This is a genomic window from Flaviflexus massiliensis, from assembly GCF_001375495.1.
GTDB lineage: Bacteria > Actinomycetota > Actinomycetes > Actinomycetales > Actinomycetaceae > Flaviflexus > Flaviflexus massiliensis.
In genome coordinates, this window is record NZ_LN831058.1 from 1342784 (window position 1) to 1360206 (window position 17423).

A 17423-nucleotide genomic window follows, 5' to 3' on the forward strand; every position below is an offset into this window, starting at 1 on the left:
TCTCTGCCTCGGTGTAACTGCGGACTGCTGAATTATCAGAACTGGACACCCGGGGGAGAAACGACCATCGCCATACCTGACGGTCAGTTCGATGTGTCTTTCGCCCCTATGTGAGCAAGACTCACGTCTGTTACTTCCACAACCTCACGGCGTGTGTTGGTGAACTTCAGGATCGAGATATTGAGGACAGGATTGGAGTGACGATGGTGGCGTGATTATGGATGAAGAGGCGACGGCGGAAGATAACCGGTTTTTTGGCTACTAGTCAGCGGTTAGCATTAGGGCTACCGTCACCGTTTAGTATGATGGCTTGGAGTCGTCCATGGAGATCGGGACCGAACAGCAGGATCCCACCTGCGTCGCATCCCTCTCTCCTGAACGTGCGGCACGTGCGATCAAGCTGACGAGGTGGTTATGAAAGCAACAGCGGAGGAGCAACAGGCACTTATCGAACTTGCCCGAATCGACGGTGAACTAGGAAAACTGAGGCACCTACTTGCCACCCTTCCGGTCTGTGAGGAGTTGGCAGCCAGGGAAGAGAAGCTAGCCACCCACGAACAGCAGACCGAGAAGCGCGCCTCCCGCGGCGCACCACTTGAACAGGTCATCGCCGACTTAGAGATCCGAGTCGACCAGCTCAATGCTGGAATCGACCGGAAGCAGCATCAACTAGACTCCGGTGAAGGCGTCGACTCGCGTCAGCTACTCGTGCTCCAGTCTGAAATCGACGGGTTGGTAGAGGTGCGCGACGCGGCGGAAATGGAGCAGTTGGAAGCGATGGAGCTTCTAGAACAGGTCCAGGCAGATGCCAGGTGGGACGAGGAAACAAGGAAAGAGCTCGACTCTCAGGTTGCGCATCTCCAATCCCGCAGGGATAGTGACGTCGCCCAACTGGAGAAGGATATCGAAGCTACGATCTACACGCGCACCCGCTGCGCAGGAAGCATTCCGGCCCAGGTGATCGATGCCTATGAGGAATCGAGGAGCATGGGAGGAACGGGCGTCGTGGTCATGAAGTCCGACGGCACGGTGGATGGGGGTATGGATCTTTCCGTCGTAGAGTTTGAAGCCGTGCAGGCGCTGCCTGCTGACGAGGTTTACCTCACCGAAGACACAGGAGCCATTGTCGTCCGCGAATATTAAGCGTGCGCTTCTCAGCGGTCGATGGAGTAGATGTCTCCACGTGCGCGCAGGTCGCTAAAAGAAGTCGGTAACCTTTTCGACAATCGTGATCGTGTAATGGTTGCCGGTGCCGCTGAGTTCGATGTCGCCCACGAGCACATCGCTAGATTTCGTTGCGAGGTGGGCGAGTTCGTCCACCGTAGTCGGAACTGAATGAGCCGTGAGTGCCAGGCGAGCAAAGAGCCCTCTGTAAAACTTTGCGTTGTGAGTGATGACTTGGCGACGGTCCCCCAAATCCCGTACGGCACGTACCTTGACACAGGTTGCGGTGGAGGGCGGCTGCCAATCGGCATAATCGCCCGACCTGCCATCGATGACAACCTGACCATCAGCAACGCCATCGAGCTCTGCCCATTGTTTCCGCCACCGAGACCGAGGGGTACCTCCAGGGAGCTTCGCGCCCATCTTCAATCTGTATCGGGGAACAAGATCAGTTGGTCCGTGAGCGCCAAACAATGCCGAAAAGATAAGGACTGACTCCTGAGCACGCTGAAGTGCGCCGGCAGACAGTGATGAGAAATTGGCTGCCTGATAGAGCACGCCTGTATAAACTTCATGTGCCGGTGCGGTGGGTAAAGTTAATAGATGTCGTTGTGCTACTACCTCGTCTGCAACTGACTTCCCAACCTGTAGCACCTCCATCGCATCATCTTGACCACTGACCTCCATGAGTTCAGCAATTAACTGTTCCCGGAGCGACGTGAAAGAGGGGATCGAGAGGGAACTGAGATCAAGCGAAGGGCCGGATGATGGTGCGGTTTTGCCTTCTGAAGGGGGGAGCAGTATCAACACTCGTCCATCCTACGAGGCATCGGTTGCTCTGGGAAAAACATTCTGTGACGTGCGGGCGTCATCGCCGGCTGAAACCTATTGATCGATTTCTGTGGGCACTCGCGGTCAAGCTGTTCCCGCTAAGGCAACGCGAACCTTCCGTCCGAACACTCCAATCTCATACCGCCTATGGCGAGCCGGCGAAATATTGAAATTCCAGACACTTCTTGCAGCCTCGGTCGTCTCGGATGACCCCGGGCTTGGTATCAATGAATAGCCCGTCCTTGTCAGGTTCTTCTCGGGACGAGACAAGTCGGCCGTGCCAAGGCGCCATAAGAGAGGTAACCTCGCGCCGACCATAAACAGTGAGACATCATGTTGCAGAGAGCAACAGTCGTCAGGCCAAACATCAAGGTGATAAGTCCCGACCTCCTGAGGAAGAATGAATGAGCATACTTCTGTGCTGAATACGCGCCGATTGGTCCATAATGCACCAACGTCGGGGGAGGGCGAGAAAGGAGCATTCGGATCAACTCTGCGGGTTGAATCTTCCTGCTGTGAGACTGGTCGCAACACTACTCGACTATCTCGAATCTTGACGGAGTAATCGGCATTCGGCATCGTGCGGGAGAAAATCGCTGAGACGTGCTCCAGAGAGCACCAAGGGCAGCATCGACCAAGCGAGCCTCGGAGGGCCAAGACCTAGATATGGCGCCCACTGAGTCCCTTCGAGGGGCTGGAAACCTGTCCGAGGCAAATACCTGAGCACTGAGGGACTACTGATCGGTGATCAATACGCCATACAATTAGCGCGTGTCCAATATCTGGAAAGTTTTTTCACGAGACGCTAGACGCTTGTTCCGAGTGCGGAAGGCGTGGGTCGTTATTGTCGGCGTTATTTTTACGCCGGCACTGTACGCCTGGCTAAACATCAGCGCATTTTGGGACCCGTACTCGAATACCGGAAGTATTGAGGTTGCTGTCGTCAACCTGGACGAAGGTTCGTCATCCGAGCTCACTGGACCACTCGATGTCGGCGCGCTCGTGGTCGACGAGCTTCATGCTAACGACCAGCTCGGCTGGCAATTCATGTCGGAGGACGAAGCTCTTGAAGCTGTGAAGCGTGGTGATGTTTACGCCGCGATTGTCATTCCGAAAGATTTCAGTAGAAATCTTCTCAGCATCACGACTGGTGACTTCGTCCAGCCGCGCCTCGAATACCACGTTAATGAGAAAGTGAGTGCGATTTCACCCAAGATCACGGACGTGGGGGCCTCGCAGCTCGACAAGCAGATCACCAGCACCTTCTCGGAACAGGTTGCAGCTGCCGCTACCGAGGCTCTGAGAGACGTTGGAAATTCGGCAGAAGCTCAGTTATTGGAAGCTCAGGGCAACACCTTGAGCGCAGTTGACGAGGCGGAATCAAAGGTGTCGACCACGCGCCAGCGCCTCGGCAGGCTACAATCTGATGTGCAGTCGTCCCGGGAAGGGTTGGCTCTGGCGGGTAGTACGTTGACCAACGTCGATACGGTCCTGACTGATGTGCAGACAGCAGTGACTCAAGCCCAATCAATTGTTGCCAGCGTTCAGAACGAGGTTATTGCATTCGGCGACGCCGCGACGGATGCTTATCTAAATGGCACGGTACTTCTCGCAGAAGGAACGTCGGGCGCGAACATCGCAGTGACGGAAGTCGTCCAGTCTCTTGAGCAACTCAGCTCGAAGGCCGAAAGCGCAATCACCGATGTTTCGGAAGCCGTTGAGGCCAACGGTGTGGCAATAGAACGACTCCGTACCCTTCTCGAGAGCGCAGATGCCGATTCCGCAGTAGCCGAGCGGATAGTGGGGCTGCTGGATGCTCTCGAGGATCGTAACGCGACAGATCAGCAGCTGCTTTCAGACCTTCAGGCGCTCAATTCCAGTGCCGATACTGTTGCGACTGCGATACAAGACACGGCGGGCCAGCTGGACAATCTCGCTCAGGATTCACAAAATGCGGCAGTTGAGATGCGCACCGTCTTGGCAGAGACACTACCGGGTCTCAATGAGTCAATGAGCGCGCTGACCACGAGCGCCGGTGCGTTCTCAGCGGCACTCGATGCCCAAAAGGATCAGCTCATCCAAGCCCAACAACTCTTGACCGATATCGACGAACAACTGGTCGCGACTTCAGGTGTTCTCGACAGGCTTGACGAGAACCTTGATCAAATCGACGATGGCATACAGACAACCCATAACGATCTTGTCGCGCTCAGCCAGGCGTCCATTTGGAACGACCTCAGCTCATTGACGGGTCTGGACACGGAACAGATAGCCCAGTTTATTGCATCACCCGTCACTATTGATGAGCACGTGGTGTTTCACGTGAACTCCTACGGTTCAGCGATGGCCGCCCTTTTCACCAATCTGTCCCTATGGATCGGCGCTTTCGTCCTCATGGTCATTTTCAAGCTCGAGGTGGATCCGGAGGGCGTTGACGGGCTGACTGTACGTCAGGCGTATTTTGGGCGGTTCCTACTACTAGGAATGATCGCCGTGGTACAAGCCCTAGTCGTATGCATTGGTGACCTCATGATTGGGGTTCAGGCGGTGACCAGTATCGGTTTCGTCGCAACAGGCGTTTTCACAGCTTTGGCATATTTGAGCGTTATCTACGCTCTGTGCGTTGCCTTTGGCCATGTGGGAAGAGGTCTATGTATTCTCCTCGTCGTCATGCAAATTCCGGGCGCCTCCGGACTCTATCCGATCGAAATGATGCCTGGGTTCTTCCGAGGTCTCTATCCATTCTTACCATTCACGTATGGCATTGACGCGATGAGGGAGACCATCGGCGGCCTCTACCAAGGGCACTATTGGTTCTACATGGCGGCGCTAGCAGCTTTTGTTGCGGCTTCCGTCCTCCTTGGCCTCGTTCTACGCCGTAGATTGGCGAATATCATCTTGATGTTTAACCGCCAGATCGGTGCGACAGACCTCTTCATCAGTGAGACCGTACACGTGAAGGGATCTGGTTACAGACTTTCGGACATCGTCCACGCTCTCCAGAACCGACAGGAATACCACGAGGATGTCACTCAGAGGTCCGAGCAGTTCGCGAAGCGATATCCGACACTCCTTCGTACAACCTTGATTGCCGGCCTCCTTCTTACCATCATTCTGGCCGTTGCCGGTGGGCTGTATCCATCTGCCAATGCCACTCTTCTCGCCGCATGGCTTGTGCTCAGCCTCATCATAATTGGAGTCATCATCGCTCTTGAATATGTCAAGGAGTCATTGGGCCGTGCGCAACAGATTGCGAGTCTCGACGACTCTGTGCTCAGCAGTGTCGCGCGGGCTGATGACGGAAAGGTAAGGAGTGCCGATGGTGACGGTTCTGATGAGGCGATGGTTACAGCCCTGCCGATGGAGCAGGTACTTGTTGCCGAGCGTGAAAGGACAGCGGATGTCGTTCCGATGACCGAAAGCGCGGACGAGACAGTCACAAGTGTCCCGGAGGAGCCGGAAGGCGAAGCAACCTTAAGTAGCGAGATAGCGGGCATTGGTGGCGGCGAGAGTATGCCCGTTGTGGAGAGCTCGGACCTTGATAATCAGGGAGATGGAGGAGGGCAAGGCGTCGGGTCGGACGCCGCTTGCGTGACGGATCCAGATGTTCCCCCCTTGATTGAGGACGAGAGCCAGTTGCATGAGGACACCGATGTGGCGGGCCACTGTGGATCTGGACGACATCGAGCAGACTCCGACACTATCGGCAAGCGGGAGGAGAACGAATGAGAGACATACTTCGGCTCATGCAGCGCGATCTCCATCGTGCTACCAGTAGCGTTCTGGCATCGATCGTCATTTTCGGGCTCATTGTCATCCCTGCTCTATTTACGTGGTTCAATGTGATTGCGAGCTGGGATCCTTTCTCGAACACCAAGAACCTAAAAGTTGCCGTTGCGAGCTCCGATGCTGGTTATGAGAGCGATCTCATACCCGTTCGTATTAATGTTGGCGACCAGGCTCTGTCTGCTCTTCGCGCCAATGATGATTTTGACTGGGTCATTACATCAGAAGAGGAAGCGATAGATGGAACTGAATCGGGCGAGTATTATGCTGCTATCGTTCTTCCTGAGTCCTTCAGTGCCGATATGGTGACCTTCTTTGCGGAGGGCCACGAGAGCGATCCGATTGCTTACTACACAAACGAAAAGAAGAACGCCCTTGCGCCTACTCTCACCGAGCAAGGTGCGGAAGGTGTGTCAGCTCGCATAACGGAGGTATTCACCGAGACGCTCAGCAATCTTGCCCTCGGATTGATCTCATCCATGTCAGATTTCCTTACTGACGACGAGACGCGTGTAACTCTCGCAAAGCTTGAACTGAGAGTTAGCAAGATTGGAAGCGATCTACGCGGCGCCGCGCAAACCGCAGAGGCCTTTGGTTCCGTCATTGAAAGCAGTATGACTGTAGTTCGCAGTGCCAATGACCTTGTCAGTGGATCCAGCATGGCCATAGAGGGTGTGTCTACTGCTGTTTCGAATGGGTCCGCTGCGATCGAAAGTCTCCGCTCGAACGTGCAGACAGCAACCCAAGGGCTCGCGAATGCACTCGCGTCTACATCGGATGCCTACGACGATGTGAGCGCGAGCGTTGATAATTTATTTGCCGAGCTCGATTCTGGCAGCACCTCACAGGCCGACGTCATCGACACGCTTGCCCAGGAAGTCCAACTACAGATCGACAGCTACACTCGCGCGCGCGACACGCTCCGGGACGAAATCGCCCCAATGTTGCCAGAGTCAGCGCTTGATGGAATTAACTCCGTCATCCTCAAGGTCGAGACAGCAATATCCCGTCAGCAGGATGTCTATGACAGGCTCGTCTCCGCTGCACAGGCTGTTAGAGACAACAACAGCGAAGCTCAAGCCTCCCGTCAGGAGGTTCAGGAGACAATTGCGCAGGCGAAGCAGGCAATCGACGATGCGGAGAATGCCTACATTTCCAATCTCAAGCCACAGCTCGACGAGCTGTCGTCAACGCTCGACAAAATCAAGGTAGATATTGAAGCCATTGGCACTGACCTAGCCTCAGCATCTTCAAACCTGTCGGCACAGTCCGGTTCGGTGCTGGCATCGCTGTTAAGCGCTTTTCAAGCCACGGGAGAAATCTCCGATTCGCTCAAAGAAACGGCAGACAAGTTCGACGAGCTTGCGGCATCGCTTGCACGCGCAGCTGACACCGGGGAGCTCGACGAGGTCACCGCGATCATCGGAACGGATCCGAGTGTCCTCGCAAGATCTCTGGCGCAGCCTGTTGGGATAGAGCGGATCGCGGTATTCCCAGTTGCTAGCTTCGGTGCGGGAATGGCTCCGCTGTACATGGTCCTCGCTCTGTGGGTGGGAGCGCTACTTATGACTGTTGCTATCAGAGTTGATGTCAAAGCGGACGTTCTACCTGGCAGGCCTAACCTCACACCAGCACAGCAGTATTTAGGCAGATATGGAATATTTGCCCTGGTAGGTCTTGCACAGGCTAGCCTCGTCACTACTGGCTTGGTTCTCTTCGTTCAGATCGAGGCACGTCACCCTCTTTTGTTGATACTGACGGGGTGGATCATTTCCATTGTTTTCACGCTCTTGATCTATACAGCAGTCGCCGCATTCGGCAATGCCGGTAAGGCTCTGGCTGTTCTCCTGCTCGTCGTCCAAATCTCTGGCTCCGGCGGGGCCTATCCACTCGCGGTTCTCCCGCAATGGTTCCGGCAGATCAGCCCCTTCCTTCCTGCAACGCATGCGATCGATGCTGTACGTTCAGCGATCGCAGGCGTCTACGGCGGTGACCTCTGGGCCTCCCTTGGACTGCTTTGTCTGTTCGCGTTCCCGGCTCTTCTCATAGGACTTGTGCTAAGACGCCCGCTCATTCAGTTCAATCGCGGCCTGACCGAGGCTTTGGAGTCCACGAAGCTCATGTAGCTGGGAGAAGGTCTCCGGAGGAAAAAGCGCGCGAACTGTTCAAGAAGTTCAGCCGCAAGCTGGGCGAGCGTGCTATGCATACAGTCACGACCTACAGTGAAAGGTGGTTAAGAATAGAATCGTTTTAGACGGTGGCACAGTAACGCCTCCTCGGTGCGGAGAGTAAGTGACGGTACAACCTTTTGATCATGGGCGCACGCCGTTAGTGCCACAACACGCCGCGAGAAGAGCTGCCCGCGGTACGTAGGCTGGTCTCGACGTGCCAGCCGACCGCCAAGGATGAAACAGTCTTTTTGTTTTCGAACTCAATCGTCCTACGTTAATGATTGTTGTTCTTGTCAAGCGTGACGTTTATTTTGGAATCGAGCGCATAGGGCAGGGTACCTACTTCGAGTTGACCTCCGGATTCTTTCGAGTCAGTACGGGTTATTGTGCGTTCGCAGATAAGCAACGTACGTTGCTCCATAGCGTAGCTGTCCGTTGGGGCCAACGCGGCTTGATGCGTGAGGCACTGCTCCGGTAGTGGTTGGGGCGAGTGCCGAGTAGACTGAGACTGGACAAGCTGGCTAGGCGGCCGCGGCACATTGTGTCGAGGAACGTCCGGGCTCCACAGAGAACGGTGGTGGGTAACACCCACCCGGGGTGACCCGCGGGCTAGTGCAACAGAAAGTAAACCGCCGCAAGGTAAGGGTGAAAGGGTGAGGTAAGAGCTCACCGCGGACTGGGTGACCAGGACGGCACGGTAAACCCCACCGGGAGCAAGACCAGGCAGTCGGCTTAATGCTTCTCGTACACGGGCTACGGCTCGGGCCGACGGGTGGGTTGCTAGAGGCACGTGGCAACACGTGTCCCAGATGGATGGTCGCCCTAGACAAAACCCGGCGTATCGGCCAGCTTGTCCCCACTTTTCTATTTCTCAATGTTCAGCGGAGCATTCGCCTAGAACTAACGGGATGATGAGCACAATCCCAACAGTTGGCATTCACAGGACGCACGGGATATTGCGCCTGGCGGTAAGCTGAATCCATGCGCATTCACGATGTCATGACCGCCATTGAAAAACTTTGCCCGCCAGTTCTGGCCGAGGATTGGGATGCTGTGGGACTTGTTGCCGGGCATCCCGATTGGCGGGCACAGCGCGTGCTCCTAGCTGTCGACCCGTGCCGCGCAACAGTTCAAGAAGCCATCGAAGGCGAATACGATCTGCTACTGACCCACCACCCACTCTACTTAAGGGGTACCACCACGGTTGCTGCGAGCACCACCAAGGGAGAGTGGGTGACGGACCTGATCCGCGCAGGTGTCTCGCTTTACACAGCCCACACGAACGCAGACTCGTGGGGAACAGCTCAGGCCATGGCTGACCTTGTGGGAATGAAGGATGCCAGACCACTTGTTCCTTCCGGCACTGATGTGAGCCTTGGGTTAGGAAGGATCGGTTCGATCGAGCCGACGACACTGGGTGAACTAGCGGACCTCGTGGCAGACAAGCTACCGAGAACTCCCGCCGGCATTCTCGTCGGTGGTGACGAAAACAAGATTGTCCGTACCGTAGCGGTGAGCCCGGGGTCGGGAGATTCCTTCCTCGGTCTCGTGACCGAGCAGGGTGCCGACGTCTACATCACGGCCGATCTGCGCCATCACCCCGCCAGCGACCACCTGTGGGGCGGGGGACCGGCACTCATTTGTCCCACTCACTTCGCGAGCGAATGGCCGCTGTTGCCCAAGCTCGCACAAGAACTTGGGCAGGCACTGCCGGACATCAAGTTTGATGTGTCAACGATTGTGACCGACCCGTGGGGGAGTCGCAGGTAGCAGGCACCGATACTAAACCTTTCGCGGAGGCGCCGTGTGGTCGGCACTGTGATGTGCCGACCACACGGCTACGTGCCTAATTGCTGTCTTTAGCTGCGAGTGCGGCCGCGCCGATGATGCCGGCAGAGTTTCGGAGCTGGGCAGGGATGAGTGGTGCGTTGGTGGTGATGAGGGGGAGGAACTTGTCCGCCTGCTTGGAGATCCCGCCACCCACGATGATGAGATCGGGATTCAGGAGCTTCTCGTACTCGGCGTAGACCACCTGGAGGCGGCCCGCCCACTTCTCCCAGGTCAGTTCCTTGCGTTCCTTGACGGCTGCTGATGCCCAGGGCTCAGCTTCCTTACCGCCGGGAAGAACGAGATGGCCCAGTTCGGTATTGGGAACGAGCTGGTGGTTGATGATGAGGGCGGAACCAATACCGGTCCCAAGGGTTGTGACAAGGACGGTGCCGGACTGTCCCTTGGCTGCACCGTACTCGACCTCGCCATAGCCAGCAGCATCAGCATCGTTCACAACCGAAACGGCTGTACCAAGAACATCGCTGAAGAGGTCATTGACGTTGGTGCCGGCCCACGAGTTGTGAAGGTTCGCCATCCACGACGCGACACCGTGAACAATCGGTGCCGGGACGGTGATCCCAATCGGAGTGCCCTTGGGCAGGGAGAAATGCTGAGCAATCTGCCCAACAACCTCCGCTACGTTCTTCGGAGTGGACTTCTCAGGAGTGGGGATGCGGTAGCGTTCACCAACGAACTCGCCGGTTGTCAGATCAACCGGGGCGCCCTTGATGCCCGAGCCGCCAATGTCGATTCCCAGGGCATCGATCATGGGAGGGTCAGCACCTCCGCGCCATCTTCGGTCACGACAAGGGTGTGCTCGTACTGGGCTGTGCGGCCACGGTCCTTCGTCAGGACCGTCCACCCATCATCCCACTGGTCCCATGCAATGTTTCCAAGGGTCAGCATGGGTTCGATGGTGAATACCATGCCGGGCACCATGATGGTGTCGTATCTGGGTGCCGTGTCGTAGTGGGGGACGATGAGGCCCGAGTGGAAGGCTTCGCCCACACCGTGGCCCGTGAAGTCCTCAACAACCCCGTAGTTGAAGCGCTTGGCGTAGGCCTCAATGACGCGGCCGATGACGTTGATGGCGCGGCCGGGCTTCACTGCCTTGATGCCCCTCTCCATCGCCACCTTCGTGCGCTCCATGAGCAACTGGGATTCTTCATCGATCTCACCGACGGCAAAGGTCGCGTTGGTATCGCCATGGACGCCTTCCCGGAAGGCAGTGATGTCAATGTTGACGATGTCGCCCTCGTTGAGAACCGTGGAATCGGGAATGCCGTGGCAGATCACTTCATTGATCGAGGTGCATAGGGACTTGGGGAAACCCATGTAGTCTAGGCTCGACGGATAGGCTTTGTTGTCGATGAGGAACTCGTGACCGATCCGGTCCAGTTCGTCCGTGGTGATCCCGGGACGCACGGCCTGACCAACAAGCTCGAGCGCCTGAGCGGCCAACTTCGACGTGCGCCGGATCCGTTCGATGGTCTCAACATCCTTCACATCGGAAGCTGTCACAACTTCCGGACCATCATGGAACAGATACTCTGGACGTTCGATCGACGAGGGAACCTGTCGCTTCGGGGACAGAGTTCCGGGAACAAGGGTGCCAAGAGGTGCGCGCTGTGCAAGCATAGAACCAAGCTTAGCGCCGAGGAGGCCCACAATGGCGAATCCACTCAACCGTGAGTACTGGTACAACACGAAAACAGGGCAGGTCGAGATCGGGCGACAGTCCGGATGGACGGACCTCATGGGTCCCTATGCCACGGAAGAAGAGGCCCGCAATGCTCTCGCTTCAGCAAAGGCACGCAACGAACGCTTTGACGAGGAAGAAAAGGCCTGGGAAGACGAATGGGATAACGAAGACGAAGACCAAGAGTTATGAACCTGGGGCACCGGCTACCGGGCCGACACCGACCATGTGCTCGTAGTTCACCGCGTCAGAACCCACCGGAAGACCGTGGACCGAAATAAGTGTGAAGCATCCCGTTCAGGCAATCCCACTGTGTACTCCATCGCAGCAAGCTTCGGATTTGCCACGGCAACCCAAGAATTCGGCTGACGTGGACCTGCTACTTCGTCCCCGGTGTTACGGGATCCGGAGAACCGCTACCGGATCCTTCATTGCCACCCAGATCGCGGAAGGAACCGTTGCGGCAATGCCTGCCAGCGATACGAGAATCGGCACCGCAATAATCAAACCTACGTGAGCCGTTACACCAGCAAGGAACCCAATGAGGGTGACGGCAAGCGCGGTCCCCAGGCTTGCTCCGGCGATGACTGGGATGGCATTCTCACCCAGGGCGAGAGCGATGATCGCGGAACGGGTCGCTCCAAGTGCCCTACGCCTACCGTAGTTGCGGCGCCGCCCCAGTGAGGCAATGGCTGAGGTGAGGCCGATGAGGATTGTCCCGCTGAGAAGGATCCCTGCCGAGAGCTGCCGGGAGAATGAGCCAAGTTCACCCGAGATGGTTTGAGTGACGAGAACGAGTTCGTCGGATGTGTCGATCGTGACGTGATTGGCTTGCTCGGGTGTGGACAGGGCGAGAATCTGGGAGGTCAGCAGGCTGACTGACTCAATATCTATTGCAGCAATGTAAATCTGGTAAGCATCGGGAGGATCGGTACCTGTGGGACCGAGGAGAACAAGGCGTTCCAGGTCCTTCAGTGAGCCGGTTGCGCTGTAGGAGCCAACAATTGCGTACTGGCTTTCGGCTTCCAAGGTGCCCGCCGGAAGAACATAGCTTAGGGAGTTCATAGTCGGGTTCGAGAGCAATGCTTCACCCGGCCCCGGATATCGTCCCTGAATGATCTCGACCTCCGGTGGTAATGGGGTGAGGAGCGGGCGAGCAAGGCTACGGCTACTGGGGACTGCAGGATTGCCCACATCGGTCACCGGGCCGAGGGCAATGAGCCAGTCAACCGTGTTGAGAGAGTTGAGAATTGCAACGGTGTCGGCGGAATAGCCGGGTGCTTGAGCTTGAATATTGACGGCGATGAGCCGAGGGGCTGTGGACTCAATGCTCGCCATCACCTCACGTTCGGTCATTGCCGCGCGGCCAGCGCTCGCAAGGACCGCGGCGGACATGATGGCGGCAACGAGAGCTACGAGGGCCGCAGTCACCGTGTGGGCTCGTACCGACTGAAGGACTTCCCGCAGCCCCCGCCTCCACTCCACTACCCGATCCTACCGTTCTCAACGATGAGCTGATGCTGATATTTCGATGCTCTGATCCTGTCATGAGTGGCAACAATAACTGTTGCTCCCTTAGTAGCAGCCTCTTCCAGTGCGTCCCATACGATATCGGCAGTGTCGCTGTCGAGGTTCCCGGTCGGTTCATCTGCCAGGACGAGGGAAGGGCTATTGATGAGTGCCCGGCAGAGAGCGACCCGCTGGGCTTGACCGCCGGAGATTTCGCCCGGTTTACGTAGTGGATCAACCTGGACACCGAACTTCTCCAGCAGATCGTGTGCGCGTTCGATGGGTGGTGGGCCGGGACGAAAGAGGGATCCCTCGAGAACGTTGTCAATTATCGACCGCGACTGGTCGAGGACGGCGTCCTGGAAGACAAAACCGATCCGTTCGGCACGCCACTGCGCGCGGCGAAAGTCAGGCCACCGTGACACGACATCCCCACTATCGAGCACTCTGCCCCCGGTGGGGGAGAGCATGAGGGCTAGGAGATAGAGAAGGGTTGACTTTCCGGAGCCGGACACACCGGTCAGCACCGTGACTGTACCGGGATGGAAGTCGTGACTCTCATTTCGGATAATCCACGACTGCTCATCGTGATACCGAAACGACAGATCGTTGAGAGAGATCATGATGATCCAAAGAGGAAGATTTCAGTACCCGGATCCAGGTCAACAATGGCCTGACCGCCGTGGGATAACGTCACCTCGACGACGACTTCGCTACCATCGGTCCGCTCCACAATGGCACTGCCGTCCGGCTGGGCGCGCAATGCTGAGATCGGAACGAGAGTGCCCGTGGTTTCTGGAACGAGGTCAACAACCACTCGAACCGGAACATTATCCCCGCGGGGAACCAGATCCGGGCAGGTATCAATACACGCTGATTTTCCATCATCGAGCACAACCTCCAGTGTTCTGCCATCCAGCGAGTCATCAACGCTAAGAATTCCGGGAAACTCCTCACCGCCAATCTCAATCCGAGCAGTCATTCCACCGGCTGGGGCCTCACGATCCGATGGATCGGTGGGAACTGAGATTCGAGGAGTCGATGTGTAGGTGGTGACGACAGGCTGGCCGGGAGCAACCGTTGCTCCCAGGACCACCCCATCGGCCAGCTCAGCTCTGGTTGGGAGAGCCGGTAGAACAAGGATGTGGCTGCGACTCACAACCCCGGTGGGCTCCCAGCCCACCTCCTCCTGCCATTCGATTACTCGAGTCCTTGTACCAGCATCGAATTCACCGGTTTCCTCCACGCCAAGGAAAGCTTGAATCTGTGCGACATCGGGCCCCGTCATGCCCTCCTCCAGGTCGCGAAAGGCAGGAATGGCTCCTTCAATGGCAACCGTGGGAACAAGGTTGACCGAAAAGACGACAGTACCGGCCTGGATCTCATCTTCGAGATTGATTTCGGTCAGCGTGCCCTGTGCACCCGACACTCCTGGAGTGCTTGTCTCCCACGTGGCCGATCCCGAAAGGCCAACACTGCGAGACAGCGTTCCCTCGCGAACAAGGTACGTTTCCCTTTCAGGGGCCGTCTGTTCTACCTGGGGTGGGGATATTGCCCGAACTGAAACCCAGGTGAGGGCAATGGCAATAAGAACAACAAGGAGCCACGCGATATGGACATGTCGCCGTTGAGTCTTCCGTGCCACTGCCTATGTCTCCTTATCCGAATGACTGGCAATCTGGGGTGGCGTACCGATAGCCGTGAGAAGTCATCTCCCAGGGCCCTCCGCCCCAGATGGTTTCTTTATTAAAGGCAGACTTCGCGTGGGAATAATTAACTTGAAAGCTGTTGTAGTTCTGAAACTGTTGTCGAAACTCTCCACCAGGAGCGATATGTGTAACAAAACCATATGCCTCGGTTGTTAGATTGCCAACTTCCGTAACATTCATGGGGAAAGTACATGAATGAGATCCGCTTAAGTTGTTTGTCCCCCATTGATCTGGGGATTCCGAATTAATTCAAGCTGATGCACTTACGGTCGGTGCTGCAACTAAGAGCGTGGCGCAGAGTAGAACTTGATGTAGTCGCTTCATGACATATTCTTGCTTCCTCAAGCTTACTTTTTAGTTTTATTAAAACCTTTTGAATGATCGTCATTAATAATGCGTAATTCTCGGCCCTACCTCTCTATTGTCTTTACCATTCATCTAACGGCGCTGGACACGTAGTTTGGGCTGCTGGAATATCGGCCGAGTCGAGCTCATTTAGGCCTGACCACAAGCTATTATCTTCCTCCACACGATTCATGAACTCTTCAAAACTGAGTGGTTGACCGGTGAGGTAGCCATTTTCGACCATACATTCGTATTGCTCCACGCGCCAAGAATGCATGCGTCGAAGTTGGTCCTCGGGAAGTTGTTCCGTTTCCGGCATCGGGGGAATTCTCGAAAGACATTCCTCTTGGATCGGGAGGAAGTCTTCGGTGTCAAGTGTGGAAGAGACACCGAGACTATTTCCTTGCTGTTCGGATTCAATCCCGTGCTCGTCATAGCATGCAATCATTAATTGCCAGAACTCGTCAGGAGATCCCGTAAAATACTCTTCCACTTGTTTGCTGCTCGTTTCTTCTGCCTCTTGTGAGCAAGCTGTGAAGGCTAAGCTAAGTGGAAGGAGGACTGTCAGTTTTAGATATCTTCTCATTGGTGATCAACTCGGTAGGCGCCAGTGCCTTCTCGTTTCGACAAAGGCTAACTTCTTGAGCTTGCATATGCAATGGATAGCGGTAAAATTATTCTACTTTAATTTGAGATTATGAAGTTGGTTCCGGATCTTATTTAGCGCTGGAATATGGCGCAATATATCTGATGATTAATAAAATTCTTTATTGTGCCTGGTAGATTCTGTCAATCTTTGGAGTAGGGGACCTCCGAGCTCGGATTCCGTGAAGTTGCGCCTCTGTGGGGTTTGCGTGGGTAATTCTCTAAGAACCGCGCAGAGCGAACGGTTCTCGCCAGGCTGCTGGGTGTTCGATAACCGCGGATACTCTTGTTGGATTTCTAAGCTAAAGATTGCTATTTTCTGGACAGTTTTTATGCACGCGTGTTGCGCAGTAATTTCTTACAAGAAGGGTTCACTTCATATATTATGAGTAAAACCGTGCTTATTTAGTGGAGGATTAATGTCTGAATCATGGCTCCCCAGCCTTATAACGAGCACGCCCGAGGAAGGGTTTCAGCTTGCGATTACTTTGTCTCGCAGAAGCGTGAAGCTCACGCAAGGTGACGCCGAAGTCCTGCACAAGCTCCGCCCGGTCTATGCGGAAAATGCCGATAGCTTGACGATGGCCTCCCAGGTTATCGCCATCCACTTCCAAACCGTCGCTGCTGCGAATGGGTACTGGCGGTAGGGATCTGCCTATTGATTAGTGAGCTTCAGCGCTCAGTAATCAATACTTCCTGCATGCTCGAGAAAGCATAAAACTCTAGGTAGAGAGCTGAAATAGTCTTCTGGCCCGCATGTCACACGCGGGCCAAGAGTCGTTCTTGAGCAGTATCTCGATGGGGCCGTGTGCACCTGGCTTATTCAGGATTCAGGTTAAGAGCCGGAGGTTGAGACTGCTAGAAGGAGTGCTCCCTCGTGGGGAAGGACTTGGATTTTACGGCATTAATATAGTCGGTTGCTGCGGTATTGAGTGCGGCACCAACCTCCCCGAAGCGCTGGACGAAGGAGGGCTGCCAGCCCGTCATGTTCACCATGTCAGACCATACAAGCACCTGACCGTCCGTGTCGGGGCCCGCACCGATCCCGATCGTGGGGATTTGGAGGATGGACGTGATGCGGGAGGCGAGTTCGGCCGGAACCATTTCGAGAACAACGGCAGAAGCTCCGGCTTCCTGCACTGCCACAGCATCTTCCAGGACTCGGTCGGCAGCATCGTCACCGCGCCCCTGGACGCGGGGTCCGGACAGAATGTTTTCTGACTGGGGTGTGAAACCGATGTGGCCGATGACGGGGATGCCGTTGAGAACCAGTTTCTTGATCTGGTCGACAACCCGGACTCCACCTTCGAGCTTCACCGCATTGGCGCCTGCCCGGACGAGCTCAACGGCTGAGGTAAAGGCTTGCTCGGGGCTGGTTTCGTAGGTGCCGAAGGGCAGGTCCGAAACGATGAGCGCCCGCTGGGGGCCGGTTGAGACGGACTTGGTGGCGCGCACCATGTCGGCCAAGGTGACACCGAGCGTGTTTGCCTCACCGAATACGGTGGTGCCGATCGAGTCACCGACGAGCAGCATGTCGATGCCGGCAGCGTCGAAGATTGTGGCTGTCATGGAGTCGTAGGCGGTTAGCATGGTGAGTTTATCGCCGTGCGACTTTGCTTCGGCCAGGTGTGCGATTCGGAAGCGTCGAGGACGGGATGTCGAGTTAGTTCCTTCGGTCATGGAACATACCTTACCGCGCCGGCACGGCGATGAGAGGCCGGTAACGAAACGCGT

The 17423-nt window shown here is 56.0% G+C and carries 15 protein-coding genes and 1 other RNA gene; 8 read left to right on the forward strand and 8 right to left on the reverse strand.

Features of this window, described 5'->3' with window-relative positions; genetic code table 11:
- Positions 1–110: 110 nt before the first annotated feature.
- Both BN1241_RS13645 and BN1241_RS10205 read left to right on the forward strand, forming a co-directional pair.
- Positions 111–215 carry a hypothetical protein gene (locus BN1241_RS13645; RefSeq protein ID WP_390618015.1) on the forward strand — a complete coding sequence of 35 codons (105 nt, stop codon included), beginning with the start codon at positions 111–113 and terminating at the stop codon, positions 213–215.
- A gap of 199 nt (positions 216–414) precedes the next feature.
- Positions 415–1143 (forward strand): zinc ribbon domain-containing protein, encoded by a 729-nt coding sequence (locus tag BN1241_RS10205; RefSeq protein WP_054953474.1) that lies wholly within the window; start codon positions 415–417, stop codon positions 1141–1143.
- A gap of 54 nt (positions 1144–1197) precedes the next feature.
- Here the strand turns inward: BN1241_RS10205 and BN1241_RS12415 are convergent, their stop codons facing one another.
- The gene (locus BN1241_RS12415) at positions 1198–1974 is read right to left on the reverse strand and encodes a YaaA family protein (protein WP_077138360.1); all 777 of its coding nucleotides are present in this window, start codon (positions 1972–1974) and stop codon (positions 1198–1200) included.
- Positions 1975–2766: 792 nt separating this feature from the next.
- Here BN1241_RS12415 and BN1241_RS10215 point away from each other — a divergent pair.
- The 4 genes from BN1241_RS10215 to BN1241_RS10225 all read left to right on the forward strand — a co-directional run bounded on the left by BN1241_RS10215 (position 2767) and on the right by BN1241_RS10225 (position 9722).
- Positions 2767–5724 (forward strand): YhgE/Pip domain-containing protein, encoded by a 2958-nt coding sequence (locus tag BN1241_RS10215; protein WP_077138361.1) that lies wholly within the window; start codon positions 2767–2769, stop codon positions 5722–5724.
- Complete coding sequence (locus BN1241_RS10220; protein ID WP_054953477.1) at positions 5721–7907, forward strand: YhgE/Pip domain-containing protein; 2187 nt, start codon at positions 5721–5723, stop codon at positions 7905–7907. Before BN1241_RS10215 ends, BN1241_RS10220 begins: the two co-directional genes overlap by 4 nt.
- A 558-nt stretch (positions 7908–8465) precedes the next feature.
- Positions 8466–8809, forward strand: an RNA gene (rnpB, locus tag BN1241_RS12035) — RNase P RNA component class A.
- A gap of 124 nt (positions 8810–8933) precedes the next feature.
- Positions 8934–9722 (forward strand): Nif3-like dinuclear metal center hexameric protein, encoded by a 789-nt coding sequence (locus tag BN1241_RS10225; protein WP_077138362.1) that lies wholly within the window; start codon positions 8934–8936, stop codon positions 9720–9722.
- Between the two features lie 76 nt (positions 9723–9798).
- Here the strand turns inward: BN1241_RS10225 and ppgK are convergent, their stop codons facing one another.
- Together ppgK and map are read right to left on the reverse strand one after the other, a co-directional pair.
- On the reverse strand, positions 9799–10551 hold the full coding sequence (ppgK, locus tag BN1241_RS10230) for a polyphosphate--glucose phosphotransferase (protein WP_054953478.1): 753 nt from the start codon (positions 10549–10551) through the stop codon (positions 9799–9801).
- The gene (map, locus tag BN1241_RS10235; protein ID WP_054953891.1) at positions 10548–11420 is read right to left on the reverse strand and encodes a type I methionyl aminopeptidase; all 873 of its coding nucleotides are present in this window, start codon (positions 11418–11420) and stop codon (positions 10548–10550) included. Before map ends, ppgK begins: the two co-directional genes overlap by 4 nt.
- Positions 11421–11451: 31 nt before the next feature.
- Here map and BN1241_RS10240 point away from each other — a divergent pair, with 31 nt between their 5' ends.
- A complete protein-coding gene (locus BN1241_RS10240) occupies positions 11452–11673 on the forward strand; it encodes a hypothetical protein (RefSeq protein ID WP_054953479.1) in 222 nt (73 codons plus the stop codon).
- Positions 11674–11877: 204 nt separating this feature from the next.
- On the opposite strand, the gene BN1241_RS10245 is transcribed toward BN1241_RS10240, so the two are convergent.
- From BN1241_RS10245 to BN1241_RS10260, 4 genes are all read right to left on the reverse strand, one after another.
- Positions 11878–12966 carry an FtsX-like permease family protein gene (locus BN1241_RS10245; RefSeq protein ID WP_054953480.1) on the reverse strand — a complete coding sequence of 363 codons (1089 nt, stop codon included), beginning with the start codon at positions 12964–12966 and terminating at the stop codon, positions 11878–11880.
- On the reverse strand, positions 12966–13613 hold the full coding sequence (locus BN1241_RS10250; RefSeq protein ID WP_054953481.1) for an ABC transporter ATP-binding protein: 648 nt from the start codon (positions 13611–13613) through the stop codon (positions 12966–12968). The genes BN1241_RS10245 and BN1241_RS10250 overlap by 1 nt, the downstream gene beginning before the upstream one ends.
- On the reverse strand, positions 13610–14635 hold the full coding sequence (locus BN1241_RS10255; protein ID WP_054953482.1) for a peptidoglycan-binding protein: 1026 nt from the start codon (positions 14633–14635) through the stop codon (positions 13610–13612). Before BN1241_RS10255 ends, BN1241_RS10250 begins: the two co-directional genes overlap by 4 nt.
- 491 nt (positions 14636–15126) lie before the next feature.
- Complete coding sequence (locus BN1241_RS10260; RefSeq protein ID WP_054953483.1) at positions 15127–15537, reverse strand: hypothetical protein; 411 nt, start codon at positions 15535–15537, stop codon at positions 15127–15129.
- A gap of 571 nt (positions 15538–16108) precedes the next feature.
- Here BN1241_RS10260 and BN1241_RS10265 point away from each other — a divergent pair.
- Complete coding sequence (locus tag BN1241_RS10265) at positions 16109–16336, forward strand: hexameric tyrosine-coordinated heme protein (protein WP_054953484.1); 228 nt, start codon at positions 16109–16111, stop codon at positions 16334–16336.
- Positions 16337–16547: 211 nt separating this feature from the next.
- Here BN1241_RS10265 and panB read toward each other — a convergent pair whose 3' ends face one another.
- Complete coding sequence (gene panB / locus BN1241_RS10270) at positions 16548–17369, reverse strand: 3-methyl-2-oxobutanoate hydroxymethyltransferase (RefSeq protein WP_054953485.1); 822 nt, start codon at positions 17367–17369, stop codon at positions 16548–16550.
- Positions 17370–17423 lie beyond the last annotated feature (54 nt).